This window comes from Cellulomonas algicola (genome assembly GCF_019024305.1).
Lineage (GTDB): Bacteria > Actinomycetota > Actinomycetes > Actinomycetales > Cellulomonadaceae > Cellulomonas > Cellulomonas algicola.
In genome coordinates this window covers 19,991-33,278 of record NZ_JAHKSJ010000024.1, presented here as the reverse complement: position 1 = coordinate 33,278, position 13,288 = coordinate 19,991, and the positions used below count along the sequence as shown (strand labels likewise).

At 74.1% G+C, this 13,288-nt stretch carries 10 protein-coding genes; 9 read left to right on the top strand and 1 reads right to left on the bottom strand.

The features are described from left to right. Positions 1–35: 35 nt before the first annotated feature. Both ligA and KOV94_RS17000 read left to right on the top strand, forming a co-directional pair. Positions 36–2,465, top strand: a complete 2,430-nt coding sequence (gene ligA / locus KOV94_RS17005; protein WP_218052698.1) for an NAD-dependent DNA ligase LigA — start codon at positions 36–38, stop codon at positions 2,463–2,465. Further along, a complete protein-coding gene (locus KOV94_RS17000; protein ID WP_218052697.1) occupies positions 2,462–3,772 on the top strand; it encodes a GNAT family N-acetyltransferase in 1,311 nt (436 codons plus the stop codon). The genes ligA and KOV94_RS17000 overlap by 4 nt, the downstream gene beginning before the upstream one ends. Positions 3,773–3,806: 34 nt before the next feature. On the opposite strand, the gene KOV94_RS16995 is transcribed toward KOV94_RS17000, so the two are convergent. Next, positions 3,807–4,988 (bottom strand): ROK family protein, encoded by a 1,182-nt coding sequence (locus KOV94_RS16995; RefSeq protein WP_124344106.1) that lies wholly within the window; start codon positions 4,986–4,988, stop codon positions 3,807–3,809. A gap of 106 nt (positions 4,989–5,094) precedes the next feature. Here KOV94_RS16995 and KOV94_RS16990 point away from each other — a divergent pair, with 106 nt between their 5' ends. From KOV94_RS16990 to KOV94_RS16960, 7 genes are all read left to right on the top strand, one after another. After that, positions 5,095–6,645 (top strand): sugar ABC transporter ATP-binding protein, encoded by a 1,551-nt coding sequence (locus KOV94_RS16990; protein WP_225916887.1) that lies wholly within the window; start codon positions 5,095–5,097, stop codon positions 6,643–6,645. Continuing rightward, positions 6,642–7,709: an ABC transporter permease gene (locus KOV94_RS16985; RefSeq protein ID WP_218052696.1), complete on the top strand. Its 1,068-nt coding sequence runs from the start codon at positions 6,642–6,644 to the stop codon at positions 7,707–7,709. The genes KOV94_RS16990 and KOV94_RS16985 overlap by 4 nt, the downstream gene beginning before the upstream one ends. A 66-nt stretch (positions 7,710–7,775) precedes the next feature. Further along, positions 7,776–8,825 (top strand): substrate-binding domain-containing protein, encoded by a 1,050-nt coding sequence (locus KOV94_RS16980; protein ID WP_124344104.1) that lies wholly within the window; start codon positions 7,776–7,778, stop codon positions 8,823–8,825. A 104-nt stretch (positions 8,826–8,929) separates the two neighbouring features. After that, positions 8,930–10,111: a Gfo/Idh/MocA family protein gene (locus tag KOV94_RS16975; protein WP_218052714.1), complete on the top strand. Its 1,182-nt coding sequence runs from the start codon at positions 8,930–8,932 to the stop codon at positions 10,109–10,111. A 2-nt stretch (positions 10,112–10,113) separates the two neighbouring features. Continuing rightward, positions 10,114–11,115 (top strand): sugar phosphate isomerase/epimerase family protein, encoded by a 1,002-nt coding sequence (locus KOV94_RS16970; protein WP_124344103.1) that lies wholly within the window; start codon positions 10,114–10,116, stop codon positions 11,113–11,115. A 131-nt stretch (positions 11,116–11,246) separates the two neighbouring features. Beyond that, a complete protein-coding gene (locus KOV94_RS16965) occupies positions 11,247–12,779 on the top strand; it encodes a hypothetical protein (protein ID WP_218052695.1) in 1,533 nt (510 codons plus the stop codon). A 61-nt stretch (positions 12,780–12,840) separates the two neighbouring features. Next, on the top strand, positions 12,841–13,263 hold the full coding sequence (locus KOV94_RS16960; protein ID WP_218052694.1) for a pilus assembly protein CpaE: 423 nt from the start codon (positions 12,841–12,843) through the stop codon (positions 13,261–13,263). Positions 13,264–13,288: the final 25 nt, after the last annotated feature.

Below are 13,288 nucleotides of genomic sequence, written 5' to 3'. Positions count from 1 at the left end.
CGGCGCGTGTCGGCGGTGGGCGCGATGATGTGCGGGTGAACGACGCCGCCGACGACGCCCTCGCGACCGCGCCCGACCAGGAGGTCCCCGCCGACGCCCGGCACCGGTGGACCGAGCTGGCGGAGCGCATCGCCGCCGACCAGTTCGCCTACTACGTGCTCGACGCGCCGCCCGCGTCGGACGCGGACTACGACGCCCGCATGCGAGAGCTCCAGGCGCTCGAGGAGCAGTACCCCGGCCTCCTGACGCCGGACTCCCCGACGCAGCGCGTGGGCGGCACGTTCTCGACGGACTTCGCGACGGTCGACCACGTCGAGCGCATGCTGTCGCTCGACAACGCGTTCTCCGACGAGGACGTCGCGACGTGGGCGGACCGCGCCCTGCGGGACCTCAACGGCGCGCAGCCGCACTACCTGTGCGAGCTCAAGATCGACGGGCTCGCGATCGCGCTGCTGTACGAGAAGGGCCGGCTGGCGCGGGCGGCCACGCGCGGCGACGGGCGCACGGGTGAGGTCGTGACGCTCAACGTCCGGACGATCTCCTCGATCCCCGACACGCTCGCGGGCGACCCGTCGACCCACCCGGAGCTCATCGAGATCCGCGGCGAGGTGTTCCTGCCGGTCGAGGCGTTCGAGCGGCTCAACGAGGCGCAGGTCGCCGCCGGCAAGCCGCCGTTCGCCAACCCGCGCAACGCGGCGGCGGGCTCGCTGCGGCAGAAGGACCCGCGCGTCACGGCGACGCGGCCGCTCGGCATGTACGCGCACGGGATCGGCGCGCTGCGCTGGGGGGCCGGTGGCGGCCCCGGCATCACACGGCAGTCGCAGGTGTACGACCTGCTGGCGTCGTGGGGCGTCCCGACGTCGGGCCACACACGGGTGGTCGACGACCTCGACGGCGTGCGGGAGATGATCGCGTACTACGGCGAGCACCGGCACGACGTCGAGCACGAGATCGACGGCATCGTCGTCAAGGTCGACGAGATCGACCTCCAGCGCCGCCTGGGCTCGACGAGCCGCGCGCCGCGCTGGGCGATCGCCTACAAGTACCCGCCCGAGGAGGTCGTGACGCGCCTGCTCGCGATCGAGGTCGGCATCGGCCGCACCGGGCGCGCGACGCCGTTCGCTGTCATGGAGCCGGTGTTCGTGTCCGGCAGCACCGTGCGGCAGGCGACGCTGCACAACCAGGACGTCGTGAAGGTCAAGGGCGTCAAGGTCGGCGACATGGTCGTGCTGCGCAAGGCGGGTGACGTCATCCCCGAGATCGTCGGCCCCGCGCCCGCGGCTCCCGACGACACCGTCGAGCGCGTCGAGTGGCAGATGCCCACCGACTGCCCGGTGTGCAGCACGCCGCTGCGCCCGATGCGCGAGGGCGACGTCGACCTGCGCTGCCCGAACGCCGAGTCGTGCCCCGCCCAGGTGCTGGGCCGTGTCGAGCACATCGGCTCGCGCGGCGCGTTCGACATCGAGGCGCTCGGCGAGGTCACGGCCGCGGCGCTCACGCAGCCCGTCGTGCCCGAGGTGCCGCCGCTGCGCACGGAGGCCGACCTGTTCGCGCTGGTCGGATACGCGCCGGACGCTCCGGAGGACGAGCGTGAACGCGTCCGCGAGGCGAGCCTGCGGACCCTCGGCGCGATCGAGGTCGTCGTCCGCGACCCGGAGACGGGCCTGCCGCGCGAGGACGAGGACGGCAACGTGCGTCGACGTGCGCCGTTCCGCCGCCAGCTCACCTGGTCGAAGACCGAGCGGGCGCGCGCCGAGGCCGAGGGCCGGGCGCTGCCGGACTGGGAGCCGTCGGCCGCCGCCCGCACGCTGCTCGACCAGCTCGACCTCGCGAAGGAGAAGGAGCTCTGGCGCGTGCTCGTCGCGCTGAGCATCCGCAACGTCGGGCCGACGGCCGCGCGGGCGCTCGCCCAGGAGTTCCGGTCGATGGCGCGGCTGCGGGAGGTCGTCGAGGGCGACCCGGCCGTCGCGGCCGAGCGGCTGTCCGGCGTCGAGGGCGTCGGGCCGACCATCGTGCAGTCGCTCGTCGACTGGTTCGCCGAGCCGTGGCACGCCGCGATCGTCGACGCGTGGCGCGACGCGGGTGTGCGCATGGAGGACGCGGCAGCCGAGGGCGTGACGCGCACGCTCGAGGTCACCGACGAGAGCGGGACCGTGCGGGGCCTGACGGTCGTCGTCACCGGCGGGCTCGAGCGGTTCAGCCGCGACGAGGCGAAGGAGGCGATCCTGTCCCGCGGCGGGAAGGCGTCCGGCAGCGTCTCGAAGAAGACCGACTTCGTCGTCGTCGGGGAGAACGCGGGCAGCAAGGAGACCAAGGCGCGCGAGCTCGGGCTGCGGATCCTCGACGAGGCCGGCTTCGCGGCGCTGCTGGCCGGGGGCCCTGACGCGGTCCCCGCGCCCGCGGAGGCCGACGGGGTCGACGGGGACGCCACGGCGGACGGCGGCGCCGACGGGGGCGACGCGTGAAGGTCGCCGTCGACACCGGGCCGGTCGTCCGGCGGGCGACACCCGAGGACGTCGACGACGCGGGCGCGCTGACCGCCGAGGCGTACGTGGCCGACGGGCTGCTGCGCGACGAGGACGACTACACGGCCGAGCTGCGGGACGCGCGGCGGCGCGCGCGCGAGGCGATCCTGCTGGTCGCGACGGTGCCGCGCGAGCCCGACGGCGGCCGCGCTGCGGCCGGCGCACCGCGGACCGAGGGCGACGCGCGGCCGGACGACGTCGTCGTGGGCACCGTGACGCTCGCGCCGTACGGCACGTCGTACGCGGAGGTCGCCGAGCCCGGCGAGCTCGAGATCCGGATGCTCGCGGTCGCGCCCGAGGCACGCGGGCGGGGGATCGCCGAGGCGCTCATGACGCACGCGCTGCGGCACGCCGTCGCGGAGGGCGCGCGGCGCGTCGTGCTGTCGACGAGCGACGCGATGCGCGCCGCGCAGCGGCTGTACGACCGGCTCGGGTTCGTGCACGACGAGCCGCGGGACTGGAGCCACCACGGCCTGTGCATCCGCGTGCGCACGTGGACACCGCCGGACGCGCCGGGCGCGGTCGTCGAGGCCGCCACGTGGCCGGCGCTGCGCACGACCGTCACGTCGGACGGCTGGCGCGTGGGCGAGTCGGGCGGCCTGACCCGCCGCGCGAACAGCGCGCTGCCGCTGACCCGGGCCGCCGACCTCGGCGCGGCGGTCGACGAGGTCGAGGCGGTGTACCGCGCGGCCGGGCTGCCGTCGACGTTCCGGGTCGGCCCGACCACGGGCGGCCCGGCGCTGCACGACGCGCTGCTCGCGCGCGGGTACGCGCCGGTCTCGGGCGCCGACGTGCTGGTCCGTGACGTCGGCGGCCCGTCCGAGCACACGAGCGGCGGTGTCGACGTGCGGGTCTCGGCGCACCCGGACGACGCGTGGCTCGCGGCGTGGATCGGCGTGAAGAGCGCCGGCGCCGACGTGGGGACGGCGCGCGCGATCCTCGACGGCTCGCCCGGGAACTACCTGACCGCGCTCGACGGGAGCCGTCCGCTGGGGGTGGTCCGGGCGGCGTTCGCGGAGGACTGGGTCGGCCTGTCGTGCCTGGTCGTGGTGCCCGAGGCGCGGCGGCGCGGGCTCGCGCGGACGCTCACGCTGCGCGCGCTCGACGCGGCCCGGACGCGAGGTGCACGCCGCGCGTTCCTGCAGGTCGAGCCGCACAACACCGCGGCGGCGCGGCTCTACACGGGCCTCGGGTTCGCGCCCGCGGACCGCTACCTCTACCTCGAGCGGGCGCTTCCGACTTCCTGAGGCTCACGGACACGGCGGGCCCTGGGGTCGCGCCTCAGCCGACGAGCGCGTCGATCGCCGCCGGGGACAGCACGTGCTCGGCGGCCATCGCGGCCGCGCCGAGCACGCCGGCCCGCACGCCGGTCCGGGTGGTGACGATGCGCAGGTGCTGGGTGGCCAGCGGCAGCGACCGGCGGTAGACGACCTCGCGGATCCCCGCGAGCAGGTGCTCGCCGGCCTCAGCCACGATGCCGCCGACGACGATCATCGACGGGTTGAGCAGGCTGACGCACGCGGCGAGCACCTCGCCGATGTGCCGGCCGGCCTCGCGCACCTCGCGCCCGGCGGCGAGGTCCCCCGCGCGGACGAGCGCGACGACGTCGGCGCTGCTGCCCGCGGCGAGCCCTTGCTCGCGCAGCGCGGTGGCGATCGCGGGTCCGGCGGCGACGGCCTCGAGGCAGCCGGTGTTGCCGCACCGGCAGGGCAGGTCGAGGCCGCCGGGGACGGCGATGTGGCCGAGGTCGCCCGCAGCGCCCTGGGCGCCGCGCCGGATCGCACCGTCGGAGATGATCCCCGCGCCGATGCCGGTCGCGACCTTGACGAACAGCAGGTGGTCGACCGTCCGCCACGCGGTGGCGTGCTCGCCGAGCGCCATGATGTTGACGTCGTTGTCGACGAGGACGGGGACGCCGAGCCGGCGCGTGAGGTGGCCGGGGACGTCGGCGTCGTCCCAGCCCGGCATGATCGGCGGGTTGATGGGCCGGCCGGTCGAGTGCTCGACGGGTCCGGGGAGCCCGACGCCGACGCTCACGAGGTCGTCCGGGTCGCGCCGGGCGGTCGCGAGCAGCCGAAGGCCGAGCTCGGCGACGCGGTCGAGCACGAGTGCGGGTCCGTCGGCGATCGCGATGGCCTCGCCGTGCTCCGCGAGCACGGTCCCGGCGAGGTCGGTGACGGCGAGCCGGGCGTGCGTGGCGCCGAGGTCCACGGCGAGGACGACGCGTGCGGCGGGGTTGAACGCGAAGGTCGCGGGCGGGCGGCCGCCGGTGGACGTGGCCTCGCCGGCGGGGGAGACGAGCCCGGATCCGAGGAGCGCGTCGACGCGCGCGGCGATCGTCGAGCGGGCCTGTCCGGTGAGAGTGGCCAGGTCGGAGCGGGTGCGGGGCTGGCCGTCGCGCAGGAGCTGGAACATGTCGCCGATCCCCGTCGGCCGTGGCGCAGGGCGGGTCAGCTCGTCCATGCGCACAGTGAACCACCCGTCTTTCGTCGATCACGTTCGCATAACTCTGCCACGCTCACGGCAACTTTTGCTTGACCGTCGTCAAAAGTGCCCCTAGGTTCGCCGCATGGTCACCGACGACCGACAGACCGACCGACCGGGCGCCACCTCGCCCGACCGCCCCATCCTCCAGATGCGCGGCATCGTCAAGCAGTTCCCCGGTGCGCGCGCCCTCGACGGCGTCGACCTCGACGTCCGTGCGGGCGAGGTCCACTGCCTCCTCGGCCAGAACGGCGCCGGGAAGTCGACGCTCATCAAGGTCCTCGCGGGTGCGCACCAGCCCGACGAGGGGGAGATCCTCGTCGACGGCACGCCCGTCACCATCGCGAACCCCGTCGCGGGCCTGCGCCTCGGCGTCGCGACCATGTACCAGGAGCTCGACGTCGTCGACGGCCTCTCCGTCGCCGAGAACGTCTACCTGGGCCACGAGCTCGCGAGCGGCGGCTTCACCCAGCGCCGCGCGGCCACGCAGCGGACCCGCGAGGTCCTGCGTCGCCTCGGCCACGGCGACGTGTCCCCGCACCGCGAGGTCGGGTCGCTGCCCGCCGCGGGCAAGCAGATCGTCAGCATGGCGCGCGCGCTCTCCCACGACGCACGCGTCATCGTCATGGACGAGCCCTCCGCGGTGCTGGACAGCGAGGAGGTCGCCAACCTCTTCCGCGTCGTGCGCGAGCTCACCGCGCAGGGCGTGGCCATCGTCTACATCTCCCACCGCCTCGAGGAGATCCGCCAGATCGGCGACCGGATCACGGTCCTCAAGGACGGCCGCACGGTCGCCACCGGCCTCCCCGTCGCGAGCACCCCCACCGACGAGCTCATCCGGCTCATGACCGGGCGCACCGTCGAGTACGCGATCCCGCGCCGCCCCGCCGTCCCCGCGGACGCCCCCGTCGTGCTGTCCGTCGACGGCCTCACCGTGCGCGGCGAGTTCCACGACGTGTCCTTCGACGTCCGTGCGGGCGAGGTCGTGGGTCTGGCCGGGCTGGTCGGGTCGGGACGTTCCGAGGTGCTCGAGACCGTGTTCGGCGCGCGCCGGCCCACGACCGGCACCGTGAGCGTCGACGGCACGCGCCTGCGCCCCGGCTCGGTCGGTGCGGCCGTGCGCGCCGGTATCGGCCTGTGCCCCGAGGAGCGCAAGAGCCAGGGGCTCCTGCTCGACGAGCCCGTGTACCGCAACATCACGCTCTCCACGTTCGCCCGCACAGCCCGTGGGAGCTTCCTCGACGAGCCCACCGAGAAGCGCGCGGCGCGCGAGCAGATCGAGGCGCTCGACCTGCGGCCCGCCGACCCCGACCGCACGGCGCGCACGCTGTCCGGCGGCAACCAGCAGAAGGTCCTGCTCGCCCGCTGGCTCGTGCACGGCTGCCGCGTCCTGCTGCTCGACGAGCCCACGCGCGGTGTCGACGTCGGCGCGCGCGCCGAGATCTACGGCATCGTCGCCGACCTCACCGCCCAGGGCGTCGCCGTCGTCGTCGTGTCCAGCGAGATCGAGGAGGTGCTCGGCCTGTCCGACCGCGTCCTCGTCCTGTCCGAAGGTCGGGTCGTGCACACCGGCCCCGCGTCCGAGATCGACGAGCACCGCGTGCTCGACCTCGTCATGGAAGGAAGTGCCGCGTGAGCGAGCAGGGAACCTCCGCCTCCGCGCGGGTGCCTGCGGCGGACGAGTCCGCCCGCATCGAGAAGACCGGGGGCGCGACCGCGGTCGACCGGCGCTTCCGCAACCCGCTCCGAGGAGCCGCCGGCCGCAACCTCGGCCTCGTCATCGCGCTCGTGCTGGTGTGCCTCGTCGGCGTCCTCACCGCGGGCGAGCGCTTCGCCAGCATCGACAACCTCCTGACGATCCTGCGGCTCGCCGCGGTGCTCGGGGTCATCTCGATCGGCATGACCTTCGTCATCACGGGCGGCGGCATCGACCTGTCGGTCGGCTCCGTCATCGGCCTGTCGTCCGTCTGGGCGTCGACGCTCGCGACGCAGGCGATGGCGAACAGCTTCCACTGGTCCGTCATGGTGTTCACCGCGCTCGCGGTGGGCCTCGGCGCGGGGCTCGTCAACGGCGTCCTCATCGCGTACGGCAGGGTCGTCGCGTTCATCGCGACGCTCGCCATGATGGTGGCCGCCCGCGGTCTCGCGGAGATGATCGCCAACCGGCAGACCTGGGTCGTGCGCGTGCCGGCGTTCTCCGACGTGTTCCGGCTGCAGCCGCTCGGCATCCCGATGCTCGTGTGGATCTTCGCGGTCGTCGCCGTCGTCGGCTGGGTCCTGCTCAACCGGACGACGTTCGGCCGGCGCACCGTCGCCGTCGGCGGGAACCCCGAGGCCGCCCGTCTGGCCGGCATCAACGTCAAGCGCCACACGATGTACCTGTACGCGCTCGCGGGTCTGACCGCCGGCATCGGCGGCGTCATGATGCTCGGCCGCACCACGGCCGGCTCGTCGACCAACGGCCTGTACTACGAGCTCGACGCGATCGCCGCGGTCGTCGTCGGCGGCACGCTCCTCGCGGGCGGTCGCGGCACGATCGTCGGCACCGTCCTGGGCGTCCTCATCTTCACGACGCTCACCAACGTGTTCACGCAGAACAACCTGTCCATCTCCGCCCAGGCGGTCGCCAAGGGCGTGATCATCGTCGCCGCGGTCATGCTGCAGCAGCGCATCGCCGAGCAGTCCCGCTCCGTCACCTAGACCCCGCTGTCCTCGTCCCCCTGCACCTTCGACAGCCCCGCAGCATCCCGATCAAGGAGGATCGTCATGTCCGCACCCCTGCGCCGCCGCGCCCTCGCCCTCGCCGGCACGGCCGCCGCCCTCGCCCTCGTGGTGGGCTGCACGTCCAACACCCCGCAGGACACGTCCGGCGACAGCACGGGCGCCGCCGTCGTGCCCGGCACCGAGAACGACGAGCCCGGCGACAAGGTCACCATCGGCTTCTCGGCGCCTGCGGCCGACCACGGCTGGATGGGTGCCATCACCAAGTCCGCCGTCGCGGAGGCCGGCAAGTACTCCGACGTCGAGCTCGTCCAGGCCGAGGCCACGAACGACGTCAACCTGCAGATCAGCCAGATCGAGCAGTTCATCAACGACGGCGTCGACGCGATCGTGCTCCTGCCGTTCGACGGTGCCGCGCTCACCGAGGTCGCGACGCAGGCCATGGAGGCCGGCATCGTCGTCATCAACGTCGACCGCGAGTTCGACGACCCCAACGCCGCCCGCACGACCGTGCTCGGCGACAACTACGGCATGGGCGTCTCGGCCGGGCACTACATCTGCGAGCAGCTCGGCGGCACGGCCGGTGCGAAGGTCGCGGAGATCGCCGGCATCGACTCGCTGCCGCTCACGCAGGACCGCAGCCGCGGGTTCTCCGACGCGCTGGCCGACTGCGGGCTCGAGGTGAGCAACCGGGTCGCCGCCGACTTCACCGTCCAGGGCGGCGAGGCCGCAGCGGCGAACCTCCTGCAGGCGGCGCCCGAGCTCGACGCGATCTGGAACCACGACGACGACCAGGGCGTCGGCGTCATGGCGGCGATCGAGAACGCGGGCCGCGACGAGTTCTTCATGGTCGGCGGCGCCGGCTCGAAGAACGTCATGGACGCGATCAAGGCCGACAACTCGGTGCTGAAGGCGACGGTCATCTACCCCTCGACGCAGGCCGCCGACGGCATCAAGCTCGCGCGTCTGCTCGTGCAGCAGAAGGCGATGAGCGACCTCGTCGAGGTCGAGGTGCCCCGCACCGTGCAGCTGTTCGCGCCGGTCGTCACGAAGGACAACGTCGACCAGTACCTGCCGACGGCCTTCGAGTCCTGACCGACCCCGCGCCGGGCGGGCGATCCGCAGGCCCGCCCGGCGCACCCTCGACCCAAGGAGGACACGTGTCCGCACCCGGCACGCTCCCGCGGCTCGGCATCGGCATGGTGGGCTACGCCTTCATGGGCGTCGCGCACTCGCAGGCCTGGCGCAACGCCCCGCGCTTCTTCGAGCTCCCCCTGCACCCCGACCTCGCCGTCGTGGCGGGCCGGAACGCGGACGCCGTGCGCGCCGCGGCCGACCGGCTCGGCTGGCGCGACACCGAGACCGACTGGAAGGCGCTCGTCGCGCGCGACGACGTCGACCTGGTCGACGTGTGCACGCCCGGCGACACGCACGCCGAGATCGCGGTGACCGCGCTCGAGGCCGGCAAGCACGTGCTGTGCGAGAAGCCGCTGGCGAACACCGTCGCGGAGGCCGAGGCGATGGTCCGGGCCGCCGATGCCGCGCGCTCGTCCGGGGCGCTCGCGATGGTCGGCTTCACCTACCGCCGCGTGCCCGCGATCCAGCTCGCGCAGCGGCTCGTCGCCGAGGGGCGCATCGGGACCGTCCGGCACGTCCGCGCGCAGTACCTGCAGGACTGGATCGCCGACCCGCAGGCGCCGCTGTCGTGGCGCCTCGACAAGCAGAAGGCCGGGTCCGGGGCGCTCGGGGACATCGGCGCGCACGTCGTCGACCTCGCGCAGTTCATCACGGGCGAGCACCTCACCGGGGTGTCCGCGCTGCTCGAGACGTTCGTCAAGGAGCGCCCGCTCGCGGGCGAGTTCAGCGGGCTGTCGGGCAGCGGTGACGCGAGCGGCGCGACCGGCCCGGTCACCGTCGACGACGCCGCCGTCTTCCTCGCGCGGCTGTCCGGCGGCGGCCTCGCGACGTTCGAGGCGACCCGGTTCGCGTACGGCCGCAAGAACGCGATCCGTGTCGAGGTCAACGGCTCCGCCGGGTCGCTCGCGTTCGACTTCGAGGACATGAACGTCCTGCACTACTTCGACGCGCGCCAGGACGCCTGGGAGGCCGGTTTCCGGCGCATCGTCGTGACCGAGCCCGAGCACGCGTACGTCGACGCGTGGTGGCCCGCGGGCCACGGGCTCGGGTACGAGCACGCGTTCACGCACCAGGCCGTCGACCTCGTGAACGACGTCGCCGCGCACCGCCAGCCCCGGCCGTCGTTCGCCGACGGCCTGCAGGTGCAGCGCGTGCTCGACGCCGTCGAGCGCTCCGCCGCCGACCGCAGCACCTGGACCGACATCCCCGCACCGACGCCCGCGCCGGCCGAGACGGAGGCCTGACGATGACCCGACCCATCACGCTGTTCACCGGCCAGTGGGCCGACCTGCCGTTCGAGGAGGTCGCGCGCCTCGCCGCCGGCTGGGGCTACGACGGCCTCGAGATCGCCTGCTGGGGCGACCACCTGGACCCGTGGCGGTGGGACGACGACGCGTACGTCGACTCGCGCCGCGAGATCCTCGACCGGCACGGCCTCAAGGTCTGGGCGATCTCGAACCACCTCAAGGGCCAGGCCGTCTGCGACGACCCGATCGACCAGCGGCACCGCGACATGCTGTCCGACCGCGTGTGGGGCGACGGCGACCCCGAGGGCGTGCGGCAGCGTGCCGCGGAGGAGATGCAGCACACCGCGCGGTTCGCCGCGAAGCTCGGCGTCGAGACCGTCGTCGGCTTCACGGGCTCGTCGATCTGGAAGTACGTCGCGATGTTCCCGCCGGTCTCGCAGGAGGCCGTCGACGCGGGCTACCAGGACTTCGCCGACCGCTGGAACCCGATCCTCGACGTGTTCGACGAGGTCGGCGTGCGGTTCGCGCACGAGGTGCACCCCAGCGAGATCGCGTACGACTACTGGACGACCGTGCGCACCCTCGAGGCCATCGGCCACCGCGAGGCGTTCGGCCTCAACTGGGACCCCAGCCACTTCGTCTGGCAGCAGCTCGACCCGGTCGACTTCATCCTCGAGTTCCGGGACCGGATCTACCACGTCGACTGCAAGGACGTGAAGCTCCGGCTCGGCAACGGCCGCAACGGCCGCCTGTCGTCGCACCTCGCGTGGGCCGACCCGCGGCGCGGCTGGGACTTCGTGTCGACCGGGCGCGGGGACGTGCCGTGGGAGGCGTCGTTCCGGGCGCTCAACCACATCGGGTACGACGGGCCGATCTCGGTCGAGTGGGAGGACGCGGGCATGGACCGGCTGCTCGGTGCGCCCGAGGCGCTCGAGTTCGTCCGCCGCAACGCGTTCGACCCGCCCGCCGCCGCGTTCGACGCGGCGTTCAGCACCCGCTGACGCCGCCGCGCGCGGTCGCCGCGTCGCCGGTCGGGTCCTCCAGGGAGGGGGACGACCCGACCGGCGACGGGTGCGTCGCGGGGCCGGTCGAACCGCCCTCGCGGATTGACGCCGTCCTCTAGCGTGCGCGTATGGCCGGCGGCATGCAGGAGGTCACGTTCGACGAGGGTGAGCCGCGCACCGACGCCGTGCCGCCCGAGCCGGTGCGGTCAGCGTCGGCCCGGCGACGGGTCGTGGTCGCCGTGGGGGTCGTCGTGGTCGCGGCCCTTGTCGCCGTCGGAACCCAGCGTGTGCTCGACGAGCGCCGCGCGGAGGCCGACGCGACGCTCGCCGTGCGTCACGCGGACGCCGCCGGCGTCGTCGCACCCTTCGACGCCGGTGTGCGCGCCCACCCCGGACCGGCGCCCGACGTCCGGACGGAGTCGCTCGCCACCGTCGACGGCACGATGGTCGGGCTGCGCCAGCGTGACGGCTGGAGCCTCGTCGGTCTGCACCCGGACGACTGGTCGTCGCGGTGGGAGACCCCCGTCCCCCGCGTGCTGCCCCGGGAACGGCCGTACTGGATCGAGGACGAGGACCTCGACGCGCTCGCGGGCCCACGCGACATCGACCCCCTGGCCGTGGCGGGGGCGCTCGGCGGCGACCCGTGGTGCGTCCGCGCAGGCGGTGACCGGCCGCTCGCCGTCTGCGGGCTCCAGTACGGCGCTCTCGTCCTGGGTGCCCCGCTGTCCTCGACGTGGTGGGTCGTCGACGCCACGAGCGGCGAGGTCGTCCGCACGGGAACGGCCGGGCCGGCCGAGTGGGTCGGCATGACCGGCGACGCCCTCGTCCGCGTGCACGGGATCGACACCGCGGGCCACGACGCCGGCTCCGAGAGGCCGGCGGGCTGGGCGGTCGAGGCGACCGACCCGACCACCGGCGACACGCGGTGGACGTGGGACGCGCCCCCGACCGACGCCCCGTCGGACTCCCCGTCCGCTGCCGGCACACCGGGTGACCCGGAGGCGATGCCCTCGGTCGTGCTCGGCACGACCCGCCTGGGCCGTGTGCTGGTCTGGCTCGGGGAGACGGCGTGGGTGCTCGACCACCACGGTCGGGTCGTCGAGGAGGTGAGCGTCCCCCAGGGTGAGGGCGTCGCGCTCGGGCGGAACGGCCGCGCCGGGCTGGTCGGCGGCCGCGTCACGGGTGACGACGGATTCGTCCGGCAGGAGACCCTCGCGCAGGTCGCGATCGACGACGGCACGCTCCCCGACGACGTGCTCGTCATGCGCAGCGGGCTCGCCGGTGCGGACATGATCGTCCGGTCGTCGGACGGGCGCGACCGGTGGATCAGCCCGCTCCCGCGCCTCCCGCTCGCCGTGCTCGACAGCGACGTCCTCGTCCGCACCCACACCGGCCTCGCGCGGCTCGGCGGCCCCGACGGCACGGTGGTGTGGTCGGTCGAGAGCGGTGTCGACGCCGACGTCGTCGTCACCGACGGCCGGACGCTCCTCGTCCGCGTGGGCGACACGCTGCGCGCGCTGGCATGGTCCACCGGCGAGGTCGAGTGGGAGCGGACGCTCGCCGACGTGGGCCTCGCCGGGGAGATCCGGTCCGTGCGCCTCGACCCCGCCCTGCGCCGGCTCGTCGCGTCGTTCGACGACGAGCTGCGTGTCCTGCCCTGACCCGTCCCCTCCGTCGTGCCGGCCGGGTGCCGTCGCAGGCAGCCCGGACGATACTGGACTCATGATCTCCGTCGACCTCGCGCTCCTCCTGCGGGGGGCCGGCCTGCGCTGGCACCCCGCGTCCGGCGACCGCTTCGCCGTGATCCAACCCGAGATGGCGGGGGAGGTGTTCACGATCTCCGAGATGACGATCGAGGCGCACCACTACCCGACGGGCACGATCCTGGGCTTCAACGGGACGACGGAGTGGGCGCTCGACTCGGTCGCGCAGGAGGACGCCGTGTGGCTCCCGCGCGAGGACCAGATGCGCGAGCTCCTCGGCGGCACGTTCCGCAGCCTCGCCCGGTCGACCGACGGCACCTACCAGGTGCTCGTGGAGCGCCCGGGCCACCCCGAGCTGGTGTTCACCGCCGACTCGGCCGAGGAGGCCTACGCGGACGCCCTGCTGTCCCTCGTGACGGCGGCGGTCGAGCGAGTGGGGTAGTGCTGCGCGCGGGTCTGCCGGGATG

Excerpts from the sequence above, each read along its gene's own strand:
- KOV94_RS16995 (WP_124344106.1), bottom strand. The coding sequence starts at position 4,988 with ATGGACGAGCTGACCCGCCCTGCGCCACGGCCGACGGGGATCGGCGAC.
- KOV94_RS16990 (WP_225916887.1), top strand. The coding sequence starts at position 5,095 with ATGGTCACCGACGACCGACAGACCGACCGACCGGGCGCCACCTCGCCC.
- KOV94_RS16980 (WP_124344104.1), top strand. The coding sequence starts at position 7,776 with ATGTCCGCACCCCTGCGCCGCCGCGCCCTCGCCCTCGCCGGCACGGCC.
- KOV94_RS16975 (WP_218052714.1), top strand. The coding sequence starts at position 8,930 with ATGGTGGGCTACGCCTTCATGGGCGTCGCGCACTCGCAGGCCTGGCGC.
- KOV94_RS16970 (WP_124344103.1), top strand. The coding sequence starts at position 10,114 with ATGACCCGACCCATCACGCTGTTCACCGGCCAGTGGGCCGACCTGCCG.
- KOV94_RS16965 (WP_218052695.1), top strand. The coding sequence starts at position 11,247 with ATGGCCGGCGGCATGCAGGAGGTCACGTTCGACGAGGGTGAGCCGCGC.
- KOV94_RS16960 (WP_218052694.1), top strand. The coding sequence starts at position 12,841 with ATGATCTCCGTCGACCTCGCGCTCCTCCTGCGGGGGGCCGGCCTGCGC.